We start from the raw sequence: 18,052 nt of genomic DNA, 5'->3' as shown, positions 1-18,052 counted from the left end.
GCTCGTGCTCCTGGTTTGCGATCGCGGGCGCTCGGCGCCATTAGAACGGGGGCTCCTCGTCGAAGTTGCCGCCACCCGAACCACCGCGCGAGGGTGCCGGTGCAGCCGAGGCCCAGGGGTCGTCGAAGTTGCCTCCGCCGCCGCCCTGGCCACCTCCACCACCGCCGCCGAAGCCGCCGCCACCGCCGCCGGAGCGGGACATCTTCTGCACCTTCGCCGTGGCGTAGCGCAGCGACGGGCCGATCTCGTCGACCTCGAGCTCGATGACGGTGCGCTTCTCGCCCTCGCGCGTCTCGTATGACCGCTGACGCAGCCGGCCCGAGACGATCACGCGGGCGCCCCGCTGGAGCGACTCGGCGACGTGCTCCGCCGCCTGCCGCCACACGGTGCACGCCAGGAAGAGCGGCTCGCCGTCCTTCCATTCGCCGGAGGCCTTGTCCATGAACCGGGGCGTCGAAGCGACCCGGAACTTGGCGACCGCCGCACCGGAGGGGGTGAACCGCAACTCGGGGTCATCGGTCAGGTTGCCGATGACCGTGATGGTGGTGTCTCCTGCCATGACCATCTCCTCGCGCACTCATCAGTTCTGCCGTACAGGCTCTCAGAGCCCTCCGACAGAGCCGATGAGGCTGATCCGGGTGAACCGGGTTGAATGCTTTAGCGCATCTCCGGCCGGATGACCTTGGTGCGCAGCACGGACTCGTTGAGCCGCAGCTGACGGTCCAGCTCGGCCACCGCTGCGGGCGTCGCCTGCAGGTCGATGACGGCGTAGATGCCTTCGGCCTTCTTGTTGATCTCGTACGCGAGGCGCCGGCGGCCCCACACGTCGGTCTTCTCCACCGAGCCACCCGCGGTCCGGATCACGTTCAGGTACGTGTCGAGCGACGGGGCGACGGTGCGCTCCTCGAGGCTGGGGTCGAGGATCACCATGACTTCGTAATGACGCAAGACGTGCTCACCTCCTGTGGGCTAAGCGGCCACGGTCCTTCCGTGGCAGGAGGTCGTGCGTCGTGGCCCACGCCGGTCCCGGGGGGACCCGGCCGGACGCGGACAACCGGACCAGGATACCCGGTCCGGACGATCATGCCCGGGGTGGTGGGTCGACCCGCCCCGGACAGCGTGCGACGGGGGCCCGCGTCGACGTCGGTGTCGATGCGAGCCCCCGCGCACGAGGCCGCGGGGCGTCCCGTCCGCATTCCTTGGGTGGGACCTGGGGAGGAACGACCACACCGATGAGGTTGGACCGGGAACGCCCCGCGGAGCTTTATCGTGTTGTTACCCGACGTTACAACGACTCTTGACCCTTGTTGGCGGAAATGGCGGATTTCTCCGAAATTCTCCCGAGAGCCGGCGTACCTCTCGCGGGGTCGGCCCCCGTCGCGCCGGGCCGCGCGACGGGGGTGCCCGCGCTTCCCGGGCTGGACGGTCGCTCCCCGGCGGGCCGGCCGGCGGCCGCCTCGCCCGGGAGCACCGACCGTGGATCCCACTCACATCAACGACCACCGGCGCCGGGAGGTGACGCGCCGACGGATCGCACTCCCCACCGCCGTCACCCCGGCTGTCGGCGCGGCGACGTAGGCTCCCGGGCATGCGTATCGGAGCCCACGTCGATTCGACCGACCCGCTGGCGGAGGCGACGGCCCGAGAGGCCGGGGCCGTGCAGTTCTTCCTCTCCGACCCGCAGGGGTGGAAAGCCCCGAAGCCCCGGGAGGACGCGGACAAGCTGCGGGCCGCGGACGTCGACCTCTACGTCCACGCGCCGTACGTCATCAACGTCGCGACCCTCAACAACCGGATCCGGATCCCCAGCCGCAAGCTGCTGATCGGGCACGCGCAGGCGGCCGCCGCGATCGGCGCGAAGGGGCTGATCGTCCACGGCGGACACGTCAACGCCGGGGACGACGTCGCCGTCGGGTTCGACAACTGGCGCAAGACCTTCGCCTACGCGGCGGACTCCGGCGGCTTCGAGCTGCCGGTCCTGATCGAGAACACCGCCGGCGGCGACAACGCGTGCGCCCGGCGGCTCGACGCGCTCGCCCGGCTCTGGGACGCGGTGGGCGACTACGAGGTGGGCTTCTGCCTGGACACCTGCCACGCGCACGCCGGCGGCGAGGAGCTGCTCGGGCTGGTCGACCGGGTCAAGGCGATCACCGGACGGATCGACCTGGTGCACGCCAACAACTCCAAGGGCGCGTTCAACTCCGGCCAGGACCGCCACGACAACCTCGACGGCGGGACCATCGACCCCGAGCTGCTGGTGGCGGTGATCCGCGCGGCCGGCGCGCCGGTGATCGTCGAGACCCCGGGCGGCGTCGAGGGCCAGGGCGCCGACATCGCCTTCCTGCGTGACCGCCTCGGCGCGGAGAGCCCTGCGGCATGACCACCGACCAGTCCGCCGCAGGCGGCCCCCGCCCAGGTACGTCGGGGTCGACCGGCGACGACATGCCGGCCGGCGCGACCGCAGGCCCGCCCACCCCGGGCGACTCCGCGACCACGAGGACCGCCGACCGGGCCGGCGCGGCGAGCGGTACGGGCGACACCCGACCCACGGCCGACCCATCCCCCGATGCCTCCGGGCACCCGACCGGCCCGGCCACGCCCTCCGGGCACCCGTCCGACGCGGCCGGCAGCACGGCCACCCCCGCCGAAGGCGCATCCGACGCGGCCGGTGGTACCGGCATGACCAAGGCCGGCCAGGCCACCGACCAGACCGACCAGGACGGGAAGGTCCGGTCGGACGAGGCCAGGACCGGGACCGGGCCGGACAAGGCAGCGGCAGGCGAGGCCGGCGACGGCAAGGGCGGCGACGGCAAGGGCGGCGACGGCAAGGGCGGCGACGGCAAGGGCGGCGACGGCAAGCAGACCCACGGTAAGCAGGCCCACGGTAAGCAGGCCCACGGTAAGCAGGCCCACGGTAAGAACAACGAGGGCAGGGAAGCCGACGGCAAGGACAAGGCCGGCACGGACAAGGAAGCCGACGGCAAGGACAAGGCCGGCAAGGGCAAGGACGGCGACGGCGGGGAGTCGGGGAAGCCGGACCGCTGGGCGGCCTTCGCGCCCGCGCCGGAGACCGTACCGAGCCGGCCGCGACGCGCCGCCCGGGCGGTCGGTCGCCTGCTGATCCACGAGTGGACGCTCGCGACGCTCGGCTCGCTGGCGCTGGCCGTGCTGCTGACCTGGCCCACCCTGCGCTACCCGCTGCACACCCTCCCCCAGGACTACTGGGACCCCACCCTGCAGGCGTGGCAGATGGCCTGGTCGGGGCACATCCTGCTGACCAACCCGGCGCAGCTGTGGCAGTCGAACGCCTTCTTCCCGGAGAGCTGGAGCTTCGCCTTCTCCGACACCCTGCTCGGGTACGCCCCGGCGGGCATGATCGGCACCGGCCCCGAGGCCGCCGTCCTGCGCTACAACATCATGTTCGTGCTGGCGCACGCGCTCGCCACGCTCGGGGCGTACGCGCTGGCCCGCCAGCTCGGCGCGGGCCGGATCGGCGGCGCGGTCGCCGGGGCGAGCTACGCCTACGCCCCCTGGCTGCTCGCCCAGGCCGGGCACCTGCACGTGATCTCCAACGGCGGCATCCCGCTGGCACTGGCCATGCTGGCTCGCGGGCACGGATACTCGCTGCGACACGGCTACCAGCCGGAGCGCCGGCACGACGGCTGGGTCTACGCCGGCTGGCTGGTCGCGGCCTGGCAGCTCAGCCTCGGCTTCGGCATCGGGCTGCCGTTCGCGTACTTCCTCGGCGGGGCCGTGCTGGTGGCGGCCGTCACCTGGTTCCTGCGGCGCTGGGTGATCCGGCCGGTGAAGCGCCCGTTCGGTCGCCGGCTGCTGATGGCGGACCTGGTCGGCGGGCTGATCTTCGCCGGCGTCGGCGCGCTGCTGGCCATCCCCTACTTCAAGGTGGCGGAGCTGCACCCGCAGGCGGAGCGGACGATCGGCGACATCGCCATCTTCTCCCCACCGGCGAGCGGCTTCTTCACCGCGCCCGGCGAGTCGCGCGTCTGGGGCGAGTTGCACGAGGGGGCGCGGGCGGCGCTGCCGTGGCACCCGGAGATGACCCTGCTGCCCGGGTTCGTGCTCTACGCCCTCGCCGCCGGCGGGCTCTTCTTCTCCGTCTGGAAGCTGCGCCACCGGCTGCTGCTGCTCGCCGGGGTGGTGGTGACCATGGTGCTCGCCATGGGCACCCGGTTCTTCGACGGCACCTTCACCTACGTGCCGCTCTTCGAACACCTGCCCGGATGGAACGGCCTGCGCACCCCCGGCCGGCTGATGCTCTGGACGACGCTCCTGCTCGGGCTGCTCGCGGCGGGCGCGGTCAGCGCGTTCGCGGCCCGGGTGCGGGAGATCTCGGCCGAGCGGATCCCCTCCTGGCCGAGCCCGTGGCTGCGGCTGGCCACCCTGCTGCCGCTGGTGCTGGTGATCGCCGAGGGCCTGAACACCACGCCGCACCCGGTCGTGCCGACGCAGCCGGCGGCGATGCGGACCGTGGCCGGCCCACTGCTGGTGCTGCCGAGCAGCCAGAACCTCGACCAGCCGGTGATGCTCTGGTCCACGACCAAGTTCCAGGACATCGTCAACGGGGGGAGCGGTTTCACGCCCCGCCAGCTCGACGAGGTACGCCGGGTTTCGCTCTCCTTCCCCGACCAGACCAGCGTCGACTACCTACGGGTCCTCGGCGTCCGCAACGTGCTGCTGATGCGCGACCAGATCGCCGGCACGCCGTGGGAGGTCACGGTCGACGCGCCGGTCGACGGCCTCGGCATCACCCGCGAGGAGATGGGCCAGGTGGTGGTCTACCGGCTCTGACCCGCCTCGGCACGGGGGAGCCCGGTCGGCGCAGGAAACAAGCCTGACGCCGGCTGGGCTCCCCCATGCCTGACGGCACCAGGCCGTCTCACGAGCTGCGCGTCTACGCGGTGGCGGGGCTCGCCTCGACGGGCACCGGGGGCCTGCGTCGCCACCGGTCGAGCCAGGGCGCGTCCGGCGCGCCGTCGAGCGGGCCGCCGTCCGGGTCGTCGACGTACGTGGCCCGCACCGGGTCGAGTTCCGGCCGCAGGATCTCCCGCACGACCAGCACGCAGAGCACCACGACGGTGGCCAGGCGCAGCGTCGACGCCAGCACGAAGACCCCCTCCGGGAAGACCGGCTTGCTGGTCGCCGCGCCGAGCAGTTCCCCGTAGAAGGCCGCGAAGTAGCAGACCTCCGCGATCTGCCAGGCCAGGAAGGCGCCCCACTTCGGGCGGGCGAGCACCACCAGCGGCAGCAGCCAGAGCACGAACTGCTGCGACCACACCTTGCTGAAGATCAGGAACGCGGCGACCACCAGGAACGCGAGCTGGGCCAGCCGGGGGCGGCGCGGCGCCAGCAGGCCCAGCGCGGCCACCCCGAGGCAGGCCAGCCCGAAGAGGGCGTACGACAGGGTGTTCAGCGTCGGGATGTTGACGTTCAGCCACTCGAAGGGCCCGAGGTCGGCGGGATTGGCGCTGCCGACCTTCCCGTCCAGGTAGCGCCCGATGTACCAGAGGGTGCCCCAGTCGATCGGCCGGGTCGAGTTCAGCTCGAAGAAGCGGTCCCAGTTCTCCCGATAGGGGACGGCGACCGGCAGGTTAACGGCGACCAGGGACACGAGAGCAGCGCCGAAGGCGGTGAGGGCCGCGCGCAGCCGCCCGGCGCGCAGCGCCAGCACCAGGATCGGGCCGAGGACGAACAGCGGCCACATCTTGGCCGCCCCGGCGAGGCCGAGCAGGACGCCGGCCGCCAGCGGCCGGCTGCGGGCCCAGGCGAACAGGCCGAACGCGGCGAGGCCGATGGCGAGCAGGTCCCAGTTGACCGTGGCGGTGAGCATCAGCGCGGGGGCGAGCGCGAAGAGGGCGGCGTCCCAGGGTCGTCGGCGGCGCAGGGCGAGGATCACCGCGACCGTGGCGACCGCCAGCGCGCCGAGCACCAGGGCGTTCAGGTTGTAGAACCACATGCCCTGGTTGAGCCCCGGGTCGTTCTGGCCGAGGGCGTGCACCGGCAGGCCGAGCGCGCCCATGAAGTAGCCGGTGAGCACCGGGTACTCGACGGGGTGGTCCCGGTAGGGGACCGCGCCCTCGTTGAGCCGCTCCGCGTAGTAGAGCGCCAGCACGTCGGTATAGCAGAACCGGGTGTACTGGACGTTGTTCTGCCAGGCGCCGTCCTGGCAGGGCGACTTCTGCACCCAGTGCAGGGCCAGGGTCAGGCAGACCAGGGCCAGCACGATCCGGGCCGCCGTCCAGAACCGGTTCTCCCGTCCGGCGGGCCGGTCGAGCGCGACGGCATGGTCGCCCAGCGGGCCGCCGATGACGCCGGAGACGCCCCGGACGAAGCCGTCGGACCGGGACGGGTGGTCGGCGGCACCGGCGTCGTCGATGCCTCGCGTCGGCTGCGTGCTCATGAAGGTGCATCCTGCCGTACGACCGGCCTCCGCGTCCCCCTCCGAAGACGACACGTCGGTACGCGGAAACGCCGCCGGCGGCCGGACAGGTCGTCCGGCCGCCGGCGGCGGTGTTCGTGACTCAGTCGTCGTCGGGCCGGGGCGTCAGGCTCGGGAACAGCCCGCCGCCGGTCCCATCCGGCCCTGGACCGTCGCCGGGCCCGGTCGGGGTACCCGTGCCGCCGTTGTTCCCGCCATTGTTCCCGCCATTGTTGCCGCCGTTGTTGCCCCCCGGCGGGCAGCGCAGGCCCAGCGGCCCGCAGTCCGGCTGGCCCCCCGGGGGGGACGGCGGCGCGGGCGGGGCCTCGCCGTTGCCGGAGTTCGGGTCGCCGATGTTCGCCGCGGGCGGGAAGTCCCTGTGCTCCCGGTACTCCTTGCTGGTCTTGTGCGCCTCCTCCATGAACCGCTCCCAGATGTCGCCCGGGAGGTTGGAGCCGCTGACCCTGCGGCCGTCCTTGAGCTTGAGCGGCAGTCGGTTCTGCACGTTGCCGACCCAGACCGCGGTGGCAAGCTGCGGCGTGTAGCCGATCATCCAGGCGTCGCCGTTCTCCGGACTGTCCGGCTTCTGCTCCCAGGTGCCGGTCTTGGACGCCGCCTTGCGGCCGTCCTCCAGCCGGTGGTTGACCTGCGCCGGGTACTGCTCCAGCACCGAGGTGACGTCGGCGACGACGTCCTTCTCGATGCGCTGCTTCGGGGTGAGCTTCTCCCCGCCGACCTTCTTCCACTTCCCGGTGTCCGGGTCCCGCTGTTCGACGGAGTAGAGGAAGTGCGCCTTGTTGTAGACGCCCTCGTTGGCGAAGGTGGCGACGCCGTTGGCGTGGTCGAGGACGGTGATCGGGTACTGGCCGTAGCCGACCACGTGGAAGAACGGGCTCGGCGCGATCTTCTTCGGGTCGGTCTTGGTGAGGTCGTACGCCTTGGGCGGGCTGGTGTCCGTCCGCCACATGGTGGTGACGCCGGCGTCCGCGGCCGTCTTGATGACCTTGTCCGGGCCGATCTCCTGGGTGACGTGGTAGAAGGGGACGTTCAGCGACTTGAGCGTGGAGACCTTCAGGGTGCAGGAGTCACCGCAGTCGGGGTTGTCGTCGCCCGCGTTGCTGACCTTGAACTCGGTGCCCTCCGGGGTGAACGCCTTACCCTTCCAGCGCGACTCCAGGGCCTTCTGGGCCCGGAGCGCCGCCGCCAGCGTGTAGATCTTGAAGCTCGAGCCGGGCGAGTGACCGCCTGTGACGTTCCCGTTGGAGTCGGTGTTCTTGCCGGCGTAGTCGGTGCCGGTGCCGTTGTCGCCGCCGTAGTAGGCGACCACCCGGCCGTTGTCTGGGTTGATCGCCACCACGGCCGCCATCAGGTTCTTCGGCTGGCCGTTGAGCTCGGATCCCTTGGTCTTGCGCTGGGCCGTCTCGACCGCCGCCTGCTGGACCTTCGTGTCGATCGTGGTGCGGATGCGGTAGCCGCCGGACATCAGCGCCTGCGAGCAGAGCTTCGCCTTCTCGGTGACCTTGGACTCGTCGTCGACGCAGAGGCCCTGGTCCCGCATCTCCTGCTTGACGTAGTTGATGACGTTGCCGTACGGCGTGTCGATGCCGTAGTCGATGCCGGCGCCGGTGTTCTTCGGGCTCTTCAGCGTCCTGGTCGGATAGTCGGCCGGGGTGGGCGCGGCCGGCTTGCCCGGGGCGTTCAACCAGCCCTCGGCGACCATGCCGTCGATCACGTACTGCCAGCGGGACTTGGCGTCGGTCAGGTTGACCGCCGGGTCGTAGCCCTTGTGTCCGTCGCCGGCCTCCGGCTGCTTGATCAGCGCGGCGAGGACCGCGCCCTCGGCGACGGTCAGCTTGCTCGCCGACTTCCCGAAGTACGTCTGCGCCGCCGCCTCGATGCCGTGCGCGCCCCGCCCGAAGTAGATGATGTTCAGGTAGTGCTGCATGATCTCGGGCTTGCTCTTCTGGTCGTTCAGCTTGGAGGCGAGGATCGCCTCCTTCACCTTCCGGGCGTACGTGTCGTCCTTCAGGTTGTCGTAGGCGTTGCGCGCGTACTGCTGGGTGATCGTCGAGGCACCCTGCTTGTCGCCCCCGGTGAGGTTGTTCCACGCGGCGCGGGCGATGCCCTTGTAGTCGACGCCGGAGTGGTTGTAGAAGTTCCGGTCCTCGGCCGCCGCCACCGCGTCCTGCACGTGCTGCGGGATCTGGTCGATGGTGACCAGGGTCCGGTTCTGCGTGCCGAGCTTGGCGATGACCGTCTTGTTGTCGAAGGCGTAGAGGGTGGTCGCCTGCGGCGGTGTGGTGTCCTCGGGGAGCACGACGTTGGTCGAGTAGTAGGTGAAGCCGACCACGCCGAGGCCGGCGAGCATGATGAAGACCGCGAAGGCGGCGATCAGCATGTTCACCCGCTTGCGCTTCTTCGCCCGGGCCGGGTCGCCCGCGCCGCGGCCGCCACGGCCGGGACCGGTCGGCCCGCCGGGCCCGCCGGGGCCACCCGAGACCGGGGAGACGCTCGCCCGCGCCGACGCCCGACCGGCGACGCCGCCGACGGACGCCGACCCGACGCTGGCCCGCCCGGCCGAGGCGGCGCCGACCGCCGCGCCCACCGTGGCGCGCCCGGCCGGTCCGCCGGCCGCCGGGGAGACCGGTACCGACGCGCGACCCGCGCCCGCCCGGCCCGCACCCGGCGCCGGGGAGACCGGGACGGAGGCCCGGCCGGGGCCGGCGCGGCCGACGGAGGCCGAACCCACCGAGGCGGAACCGACCGAAGCCGAGCCGGCGGCCGAACCGCCGCGCGGCGGCACGGACGCCGAGCCGCCGACGGAGGCACGTCCACCGGCGGCCCGGGGCGCGACCGAGGCGCGGCCGGGCGGTGCCGTACCCTCCTGTGCAGCCGACCAGCCGCCCCCGCGGGCGTCACCGCCGGAGTCGCCGTGCTGGCCCGGGATCTGGGCCCGCCCGCGCGGGGAACTGGGATCGCCGTACGAGTTCATTCCTCACACCCTGCCGTCGCGGTGGGGCGCGGCTGCGCCGCCACCGGTTGCCGTGAGATGGGACACCCGACAGTAGCGGCACGCGCGTGCCGACCGACCGGTGTCATGTGCGAATCAATCGGGCCAATCAGACCAACGAGCGGTCGGTCACCCCAGGCGTGCGCGTTCCGGCCGGGGTTGGCCGATCGAGCCAGGATCACCGTTGCGCCTCTCGCCTCCGTCGACCGGCCGCGCCGGTGCCCGGGGCGGCCGCGCCGCCCACCGCGTCCTGCTCCGGCCCGCCCTCCGGGTCCCCGGCCAGCCCGTCCCGGCCGAGCAGGTACTGCTCGACGAGATGGTTCCAGTCACAGCCGAGGCACACCTCCACGACGAAGACCTGGAACTCACGCAGCGTCATCGCCAGCACGGGCAACTCGGCCAGCGTCCGGGCCTGGCCGGCCGACTGCTTGAGTTCGTCGCCGTAAATGTAGTGGACGCGCGTCAGGTTCTCGCTGCGGCAGATCGGGCACCGCTCGTCGGTGGGCTCTCCGTGGAAGCGAGCGGCGTTCTTCAGGTACGGCGACGCGTCGCAGACGTCGTACGTGCCGACCCGGCCGGCGAGGAGCTCACGCAGCACCGCTCGCTTCCGGAGCGAGTAGTCGACCACCTGGCGCTGCGTACGCATGCGGAGAAGGGTACGCGGTCTCGCCGGACGGGGCGACCACGGTGACGATGCGTGACGACGAGACCTCGGAACGGGGGTTTGCCCTGATCACGGTGATCCGCTAGCGTGCGATGTATCGGTCCGATACATCGCGGCGGTTACCGCTCCGCGTAGAGGGTACAGAGAGGATGGCCCGTGCTCGAGCTCGCCATCCTCGGCCTCCTGCAGGAGTCTCCGATGCACGGCTACGAGCTGCGCAAGGAGTTGACCGCCAAGCTCGGCGCGATCAGGGCGGCGATCAGCTACGGCTCGCTCTACCCGACCCTGCGCCGGCTGCAGGCGGCGGGATGGATCACCGAGGCCGCCGAGACACCCGCCACCGCCGAGGAGGTTCCCGCGCTGACCAGCCGACGAGGTCGGGTGGTCTACAAAATCACCGCGGAGGGCAAGGAACGCTTCGCCCAGCTCATCGCACAGACCGGGCCCGAGACGTACGACGACACGGGCTTCGGGGTGCACTTCGCGTTCTTCGCCCGCACCGACCAGGCGACCCGACTCCGCATCCTCGAGGGTCGCCGGCGAAAGATCGAGGAACGTCGCGAAGGGCTTCGCGACGTGCTCGGCCGGGCGGCCGAGCGCCTCGACGCGTACACGCTGGAACTGCAGCGCCACGGCCTGGAGGCCTGTGAGCGCGAGGTCCGCTGGCTGGAGGAGCTCATCGCCAACGAGCGCTCCGGCCGTGCCCCGACGGTCCCGGCTACCGGGACGGCCGGCGGCCGACGAGAAGACAACAGCCCGCCTCCGCCTGGAGAGTCCAGGAAAGAGCGGCCGTGATGAAGAAGAAGGAGGCAGACGCTATGGGCTCCGTCCGCGTCGCCATCGTCGGTGTGGGTAACTGCGCCTCGTCCCTCGTGCAGGGCGTGGAGTACTACCGGAACGCCGACCCGAACGACCGCGTCCCGGGTCTCATGCACGTCACCTTCGGCGACTACCACGTCTCGGACGTGCAGTTCGTCGCGGCGTTCGACGTGGACGCCAAGAAGGTGGGCATGGACCTCGCCGAGGCGATCGTCGCCAGCGAGAACAACACCATCAAGCTCTGCGACGTGCCGCCGACCGGCGTCACCGTGCAGCGCGGCCCGACCTTCGACGGCCTGGGCCAGTACTACCGCGAGATCATCGAGGAGTCCGACGCCACGCCGGTCGACGTGGCGCAGGCACTGCGCGACGCGCAGGTCGACGTCGTCGTCTCCTACCTGCCGGTCGGCTCCGAGCAGGCCGACAAGTTCTACGCCCAGGCCGCGATCGACGCCGGCTGCGCGTTCGTGAACGCCCTGCCGGTCTTCATCGCCTCCGACCCGGAGTGGGCGAAGAAGTTCGAGGACGCGGGCCTGCCGATCGTCGGTGACGACATCAAGAGCCAGGTCGGCGCCACGATCGTGCACCGCGCGCTGGCGAAGCTCTTCGAGGACCGCGGTGTCGAGCTGCTGCGCACGTACCAGCTCAACTTCGGCGGCAACATGGACTTCATGAACATGCTGGAGCGCAACCGGCTGGTCTCGAAGAAGATCTCGAAGACCCAGTCGGTGACGTCCCAGATCCCGCACGAGATGAGCAAGAGCGACGTGCACATCGGCCCGTCGGACCACGTGCCGTGGCTGGACGACCGCAAGTGGGCGTACATCCGCCTGGAGGGCCGTTCGTTCGGCGACACCCCGCTGAACGCCGAGCTCAAGCTCGAGGTGTGGGACTCGCCGAACTCGGCCGGCGTCATCATCGACGCCGTCCGCGCCGCGAAGATCGCGCTGGACCGGAAGATCGGCGGCCCGATCCTGTCGGCCTCGTCCTACTTCATGAAGTCCCCCCCGGTGCAGTACGCCGACCACGACGCGCACGCCGCCGTCGAGGCGTTCATCGCCGGCGAGGTCGAGCGCTGACGCGCTGACCACCAGCACCCCGAGGGCCGGGTCCTGGCGGACCCGGCCCTCGCCGCGTCCGCGTGCTCCTGGCGAGCGGTGCCCGTGGCGTCAGGACCACGCGCGCCGCAGGGCGACCCCGGCCTCCAACTCCAGCAGGTTCACCTTGCGCTCCAGCCCGCCGCCGAAGCCGACCAGCTTGGCACCCGCCCCCACGATCCGATGGCAGGGCACGAGCACCGGGATCGGGTTGCGGTTGCAGGCCACCCCGACCGCGCGGGCGGCGCCCGGATCGCCGAGCCGCCGGGCCACCTCGCCGTAGGTGAGCGTCTCCCCGTACGGAATGCGGGTCATCTCCCGCCAGACGCCGCGCTCGAAGTCCGAACCGCCCGGCACCGCCAGCGGCACCGCGAACTCGGTCAGCTCGCCAGCGAAGTATGCCCGCAGCTCCGCCACCGCCTGCCGGGCCACCTCGTCGCCCGGCTCCTCGACCGCCCCCTCGACCCGACCGAAGTGGGTCCGGCGCACGTTCGCCCCGTCGGTGGCGACGGAGAATTCACCGATCGGGGAGTCGAGCACGGTCCAGCGCATCCACCCATTGTCCCCGGCGGCCCGACACTGTCGACGGCCGGACGACGCCGTGACGGCGATGGGGGTTCCGGCAACCGCGTAACGCCGCAAGCATCGACGACGCCAGATTGATGGAGTTGATCTCCGCTCTGGTCCTCACCATCCGGGAGGGCCGATCCTGCGACGTGAGGACGCCATGCGATCTCATCCCCTGTCCCGCTCGATCCGACGCATCTTCGCCACCTCGACGGCCGCCCTCGCCCTGCTCGGGGCCGCGGTGGCACTCGCTCCGGCCGACGCGGTGGCGGCCGGACGCACCCAGCCCGACCTGTTCGTCGACCTGCTGATGACCGACCACTTCAACCCGGCGGAGGGCGAGACCTTCCACGCGCAGATCGACGTCCGCAACGGCGGCACCGGTGATTCCGACCCGCTCAGCATCACTGTGTCGGTGCCGGCGGGGCTGCGCACGACGGCGCTCATGACCACCGACGGATGGAACTGCGCGGTGGCGGGCGAGGCGAGCTACACCTGCGCCTACCCGGCCCTGCCCGCCGCCGGACGGGCCCAGCGGCTCTCGCTGCCGTTCGTGGTGGCCGGCGCCCAGCCCGGCTCCCGGGTGCCGATCACCGCGACGATCGCGCCGCAGCGCCAGGAGTCCGACACCACCAACAACACCAGCACGGTCACCGTGGCGATCTCCGGGACCTGCGTCGTCCGGGGCGTCGTCTGGCACGACCTGGACCGGGACGGGCAGCGCGACGAGGGTGAGCCGGGCATCGGTGCCGGGCCGGACGGCGTGCTCAGCGTCCGGGTCGGGGCCCGGCAGGGCCAGACCACCGGCGGCGGCATCGCCCTCGTCAGCCCCGACGGCACGTGGTCGCTCACCACCCGTACCGAACTGCTCTACCGGGTCTGGGTCGAGGCCGCCAGCACGTACGGCCGCACCGCCTCCGACGTGGGTGACGACGCCACCGACTCGGACATGGTCACCACCTACCAGTCCGACCCGTACCTGCTCACTTCGAGCGCCGAGTTCTTCGCCGGGCATGGCGGCGAGTACGTGGTCGACACGGGACTGGTCACTCGTAGCTGAGTCGGTCGCCGCCCGCCCGGATCGTGGGCGGGCGGCGCGGCTCCGGTCCCGAGCCGGCTCCGCTCGGGGGCTCAGAGCAGGGTGAAGCCGAGCAGCAGGGCGCCGGCGCTGAGGCTGGCGCCGCCCGCGACGGTCAGCCAGATCAGCTTGTTGGGCTTGGTGTCCTGCGGGCGGACCACCGAGAGGAAGAAGCCGAGCGGCATCAGGATCGGCGCGGCCACGAGCAGGGTCCGGATGAGCATGCGGGTGCCGTCGGACGCGTCGGCCTGGTCGACGTAGGGCAGCACGGCCAGCGCGAAGAGGACCAGCACCCCGGCGTGTGCGTGGCCGGCTGTCCACAGGCCCCGACGGACGGGGTTGTCGAGGTAGCCGGCCTTGCGCCGGGTCAGGTGCATGAGCAGGGTCAGTCCGCCGTACGCCACCGTCACGACGGTGATCAGCAGGATGCCGGCGGTGGTCAGGGTGGCCGAGGACATGGGCACCTCCGTCTTGTCGATGTCAAGATTGGCCCAGCGGGCCCAATCTTGTCAACAGCTAGATTGGCCGTGTCGAATTCGCCGGACACCGGTCGAGCTCCGAGCTGCCGGTTGCCCCGGACCAGGATCGGACCGCGCCGCCTGCGCGTGCCGGGGCACGTTGCGCCGCATCGATACCGTGCGGTTCGTGGCCACGGGGACACTGATCTTTCTCATCATCGGTGGGGCGGGCGTCGCGGTGCTGGCGCTCGCCCTGCTCGGCACCGAGCTGCTCCACTTCGGCGGCCCGGACTTCGACGGTCCCGTGTCGGTGGAGGCGGTCGCCGGGTTCGCCGGGGCGCTCGGCTTCGGCGCCGCGATCGTCAACGAGCTGCTCGGCGGGCGTACCCCCGCGATGATCGCGGCGGCGTTGGCCGGCGGCGTCGTCGCGGCCGTGCCCACCGCGTGGGCGGCGTCCCGGCTGAGCCGGGCGGCCCGCGACATGCGCACCGACCCCACCCCCACCCGACAACATCTGGTCGGCGCGCTCGGCCTGGTCGTCACCCCGGTGCCCGCCGACGGATACGGCGAGGTCCGGGTCCGGGTGGCCGGCCAGCCGGTCAAGCTCAACGCCCGCGCCGACCGGCCGATCCCGGTCGGCGCCCAGATCTTCGTGGTCGAGGCGCTCAGCGAGACCAGCGTGCACGTCGAAACCTACTGAACCCCCTCACAGCAGATCGGGACGGTCGTATGTTCCTTCTCATCGCCATCGGCGGCGCGGTCCTCCTCGTCCTCGTGCTCGTGTTCTTCGTGCTCTCCCGGATCAAGGTCGCCGGGCCGAACGAGGCGTTCATCGTCACCGGCCGCAAGGGCCGCACCACGCAGACCGCTGACGGCGGCCGGTCGACCGACATGTCCGGGCAGAAGGTCGTGCTCGGCGCCTCGGTCTTCGTCCTGCCGGTGGTGCAGAAGCTCCAGTCGCTCGACCTGTCCAGCCGCCGGATCGACGTCGGCATCCGCGGCGCGGTCAGCAAGCAGGGCATCCGGGCCGACCTGCACGGCGTCGCGATCGTCAAGGTCGGCGGCACCGAGGACGCGATCCGGGCCGCCGCCCAGCGCTTCCTGCACCAGCAGGACGAGATCGACAACTTCACCCGGGAGGTGCTCGCCGGCGCGCTGCGCTCGATCGTCGGGCGGCTCACCGTGGAGGAGGTCATCCGGGACCGGGCGGCGTTCGCCAGCGCGGTCGCCGAGGAGGCCGAGCACTCCATGACCAACCAGGGCCTCGTGCTGGACACCTTCCAGCTCCAGGACATCCTGGCCGAGGGCTCCTACCTGCAGGACCTGGGCCGGCCGGAGGCGGCCCGCGTGCTCAAGGACGCGGCCATCGCCGAGGCGCGCGCCCGCCAGCAGGCCGAGCAGGAGCGGCTGCTCGCCGAGGAGGCCATCGCCGAGGCCAACCGGAACCTGTCGCTCAAGCAGGCCGCCATCCAGGCCGAGATCGACGCGGCCAAGGCCAAGTCCGCGGCGGCCGGGCCGCTCGCCCAGGCCGAGCGGGACCAGGCGATCCTCTCCGAGCAGCAGAAGGTGGCCGAGCGCAACGCCGAGCTCAAGCAGCGCCAACTCGACACCGAGGTGCGCAAGCCGGCCGACGCGGCCCGGTACAAGGTGGAGCAGGAGGCCGAGGCGGCGCGCAACGCGGCCGTGCTGAACGCCGACGCGCAGCGCCAGGCCGTCATCGCCGCCGCCCAGGCCGCCGCCGAGCAGGCCCGGCTCACCGGTGAGGGCGAGCGGGCCCGCCGGGCCGCGCTGGCCGAGGCGAACGCGATCGAGGGCGCCAAGGAGGGCGAGGCCGAGCAGCGCCGCCGCTCCGCCATCGCCGAGGCGGTCGAGCGGGAGGGTGCGGCCGAGGCCGCGGCCATCCTGGCCAAGGGCCAGGCCGAGGCCGACGCGATGGCCCGCAAGGCCGAGGCGTTCGCGGCGTACGGCGAGGCGGCGGTGCTAGACCTGCTGGTCAAGGTGCTGCCGCAGGTGGTCGAGGCGGCCAGCGCCCCGATCGGCGCGATCGACAAGATGACCGTCATCTCCACCGACGGTGCCTCGTCGCTGACGAAGTCGGTGGCGGGCAACGTGGCCCAGGGGCTCCAGCTCGGCAGCGACCTGACCGGGATCGACCTGGCGGGGCTGCTCGCGAAGCTCGGCTCGGCATCGGCCTCCTCCGACAACGGCAGGCCGCCGGTGGCGGGCACCGCGGTCGAGACCGTCGAGACCCGCTGACGCCACGGCAGCGGAGCAACAGGGCGCCGTCCCCGGTCGGGGGCGGCGCCCTGTTCGTCCTCCGGGCCAGCGCCGGGGCGGCGGACCCGGCTACCCGACGATGCCCTCGTCCCGGGCCCAGCGCAGCAGCTCCGCCTCGGCCTCGTCGCGGTCCAGCGGGCCGCGCTCCAGGCGCAGCTCCTTGAGGTGCTTCCAGGCCCGCCCGACCACCGGCCCCGGCGGCACGCCCAGCAGCTCCATGATCGCGTTGCCGTCCAGGTCGGGCCGGACCCTCGCCAGATCCTCCTCGGCGGCGATCCGGGCGATCCGCTCCTCCAGCGCGTCGTAGTCGGCGGCGAGCTGGGCCGCCTTGCGCCGGTTGCGGGTGGTGCAGTCCGAGCGGGTCAGCTTGTGCAGGCGCGGCAGCAGGTCGCCGGCGTCGGCGACGTAGCGGCGCACCGCCGAGTCGGTCCACTCGCCCCGGCCGTAGCCGTAGAAGCGCAGGTGCAGCGCGACCAGGGCGGTGACCTTGGAGGTGATCTCCTTGGGGTAGCGCAGCGCCTTCATCCGGGCCTTCGTGAGCCGCGCGCCGACCACCTCGTGGTGGTGGAAGCTGACCCGGCCGTCCGAACCGACCGCCTTGGTGGCCGGCTTGCCGACGTCGTGCATCAGCGCGGCCATCCGCAGGATGAAGTCCGGCCCCTCGGTCTCGTACGAGACGGCGTTGCTCACCACGGTGAGGGTGTGCTCGTAGACGTCCTTGTGCTGGGCGTGCTCGTCGATCTCCAGCTTCAGGCCGGTCAGCTCGGGCAGGAAGCGCTCGGCGAGCCCGGTGTCGACCAGCAGCCGCAGCCCGGTGATGGGGTCGGCACCGCAGAGCAGCTTGGTGAACTCGTCGCGGATCCGCTCGGCGGTGATCCGGTCCAGGTCGGCGGCCATCCGGGTCATCGCCGCGTGGACGTCGGGATGCACCGCGAAGCGCAGTTGGGCGGCGAACCGGGCCGCGCGCAGCATCCGCAGCGGGTCGTCGCCGAAGGACTCACCGGGGGTGCCCGGTGTGCGGATCACCTTCGCGGCGAGGTCGTCCAGCCCGCCGTGCGGGTCGGTGAAGCGGTGCTCGGGCAGGCTGACCGCCATCGCGTTGATGGTGAAGTCGCGCCGCCGCAGGTCCTCGGCGAGGTCGGTGCCGTACTCGACGACCGGGTTGCGGCTGACCTGGTCGTACGACTCGGCGCGGAAGGTGGTGACCTCCAGCCGCAGCCCGTCGCGCTGGCACCCGATGGTGCCGAACTCCCGCCCGGTCTCCCAGATCGACTCGGCCCAGCCGCGCACGATGCGCAGGGTCTCGTCCGGGTGGGCGTCGGTGCAGAAGTCGAGGTCGTCGCCGAGGCGGCCGAGCAGGGCGTCGCGTACCGAACCGCCCACCAGGTGCAGCTCGTGGCCGGCCCGGGCGAACCGGCGGCCCAACTCGTCGGCGACCGGGGAGACCCGGAGCAGTTCGGCGACGGCGTTGCGCTGCGCGGCGGTGAGTTCGCGGCGGTCGGCGGCGTGGGGAGCGGAGGCTTCGGACATGGGAGCGCCAGACTATCGGTCCCGGCGGGGATGCGGTCCGCCGGGCGCGGGTAACGGGTGGCCGTTGACTATCGTCTGTGACGTGCGGGCCCGTGCCCGGCTCGGACGTACCCCTC

15 protein-coding genes are annotated in these 18,052 nt (G+C 72.0%); 7 read left to right on the top strand and 8 right to left on the bottom strand.

Going from position 1 to position 18,052, the window contains the following annotated elements; all coding sequences use genetic code 11:
- Positions 1-40: 40 nt before the first annotated feature.
- Positions 41-577: a single-stranded DNA-binding protein gene (locus tag ACGF7U_RS19255; protein WP_172896610.1), complete on the bottom strand. Its 537-nt coding sequence runs from the start codon at positions 575-577 to the stop codon at positions 41-43.
- 80 nt (positions 578-657) lie between these two features.
- Positions 658-948 carry a 30S ribosomal protein S6 gene (gene rpsF, locus ACGF7U_RS19250; protein WP_121397433.1) on the bottom strand — a complete coding sequence of 97 codons (291 nt, stop codon included), beginning with the start codon at positions 946-948 and terminating at the stop codon, positions 658-660.
- 640 nt (positions 949-1,588) lie between these two features.
- Between rpsF and ACGF7U_RS19245 the strand changes: the two genes are divergently transcribed.
- Both ACGF7U_RS19245 and ACGF7U_RS19240 read left to right on the top strand, forming a co-directional pair.
- Complete coding sequence (locus ACGF7U_RS19245; RefSeq protein WP_393108355.1) at positions 1,589-2,380, top strand: deoxyribonuclease IV; 792 nt, start codon at positions 1,589-1,591, stop codon at positions 2,378-2,380.
- A gap of 299 nt (positions 2,381-2,679) precedes the next feature.
- Positions 2,680-4,809: a hypothetical protein gene (locus ACGF7U_RS19240; protein WP_393108354.1), complete on the top strand. Its 2,130-nt coding sequence runs from the start codon at positions 2,680-2,682 to the stop codon at positions 4,807-4,809.
- Positions 4,810-4,912: 103 nt separating this feature from the next.
- Here the strand turns inward: ACGF7U_RS19240 and ACGF7U_RS19235 are convergent, their stop codons facing one another.
- From ACGF7U_RS19235 to ACGF7U_RS19225, 3 genes are all read right to left on the bottom strand, one after another.
- Entirely contained in the window at positions 4,913-6,418 is a 1,506-nt protein-coding gene (locus ACGF7U_RS19235) for a glycosyltransferase family 87 protein (RefSeq protein WP_393108352.1), read from the bottom strand.
- A gap of 121 nt (positions 6,419-6,539) precedes the next feature.
- A complete protein-coding gene (locus ACGF7U_RS19230) occupies positions 6,540-9,428 on the bottom strand; it encodes a transglycosylase domain-containing protein (protein ID WP_393108350.1) in 2,889 nt (962 codons plus the stop codon).
- Positions 9,429-9,624: 196 nt separating this feature from the next.
- The gene (locus ACGF7U_RS19225) at positions 9,625-10,092 is read right to left on the bottom strand and encodes a DUF5318 domain-containing protein (protein ID WP_393108348.1); all 468 of its coding nucleotides are present in this window, start codon (positions 10,090-10,092) and stop codon (positions 9,625-9,627) included.
- A gap of 174 nt (positions 10,093-10,266) precedes the next feature.
- Between ACGF7U_RS19225 and ACGF7U_RS19220 the strand changes: the two genes are divergently transcribed.
- Entirely contained in the window at positions 10,267-10,905 is a 639-nt protein-coding gene (locus tag ACGF7U_RS19220) for a PadR family transcriptional regulator (RefSeq protein WP_393108346.1), read from the top strand.
- A gap of 23 nt (positions 10,906-10,928) precedes the next feature.
- The gene (locus tag ACGF7U_RS19215; RefSeq protein ID WP_393108344.1) at positions 10,929-12,008 is read left to right on the top strand and encodes an inositol-3-phosphate synthase; all 1,080 of its coding nucleotides are present in this window, start codon (positions 10,929-10,931) and stop codon (positions 12,006-12,008) included.
- A 90-nt stretch (positions 12,009-12,098) separates the two neighbouring features.
- Here the strand turns inward: ACGF7U_RS19215 and ACGF7U_RS19210 are convergent, their stop codons facing one another.
- Positions 12,099-12,578: a methylated-DNA--[protein]-cysteine S-methyltransferase gene (locus ACGF7U_RS19210; protein ID WP_393108342.1), complete on the bottom strand. Its 480-nt coding sequence runs from the start codon at positions 12,576-12,578 to the stop codon at positions 12,099-12,101.
- 175 nt (positions 12,579-12,753) lie between these two features.
- Here ACGF7U_RS19210 and ACGF7U_RS19205 point away from each other — a divergent pair, with 175 nt between their 5' ends.
- Positions 12,754-13,653, top strand: a complete 900-nt coding sequence (locus tag ACGF7U_RS19205) for an SdrD B-like domain-containing protein (protein ID WP_393108340.1) — start codon at positions 12,754-12,756, stop codon at positions 13,651-13,653.
- 71 nt (positions 13,654-13,724) lie between these two features.
- Here ACGF7U_RS19205 and ACGF7U_RS19200 read toward each other — a convergent pair whose 3' ends face one another.
- Positions 13,725-14,129: a hypothetical protein gene (locus ACGF7U_RS19200; protein ID WP_393108338.1), complete on the bottom strand. Its 405-nt coding sequence runs from the start codon at positions 14,127-14,129 to the stop codon at positions 13,725-13,727.
- A 178-nt stretch (positions 14,130-14,307) separates the two neighbouring features.
- Between ACGF7U_RS19200 and ACGF7U_RS19195 the strand changes: the two genes are divergently transcribed.
- Together ACGF7U_RS19195 and ACGF7U_RS19190 are read left to right on the top strand one after the other, a co-directional pair.
- Complete coding sequence (locus ACGF7U_RS19195; protein ID WP_393108336.1) at positions 14,308-14,829, top strand: hypothetical protein; 522 nt, start codon at positions 14,308-14,310, stop codon at positions 14,827-14,829.
- A 29-nt stretch (positions 14,830-14,858) separates the two neighbouring features.
- Entirely contained in the window at positions 14,859-16,385 is a 1,527-nt protein-coding gene (locus ACGF7U_RS19190; protein WP_393108334.1) for a flotillin family protein, read from the top strand.
- A 90-nt stretch (positions 16,386-16,475) separates the two neighbouring features.
- Here the strand turns inward: ACGF7U_RS19190 and ACGF7U_RS19185 are convergent, their stop codons facing one another.
- Positions 16,476-17,936: a CCA tRNA nucleotidyltransferase gene (locus ACGF7U_RS19185; protein WP_393108332.1), complete on the bottom strand. Its 1,461-nt coding sequence runs from the start codon at positions 17,934-17,936 to the stop codon at positions 16,476-16,478.
- Positions 17,937-18,052: the final 116 nt, after the last annotated feature.

Source organism: Micromonospora sp. NPDC047670 (assembly GCF_043204915.1).
Taxonomy (GTDB): Bacteria; Actinomycetota; Actinomycetes; order Mycobacteriales; family Micromonosporaceae; genus Micromonospora.
The sequence above is the reverse complement of the archived record's forward strand: the minus strand, read 5'-3'. Positions and strand labels throughout refer to the sequence as shown.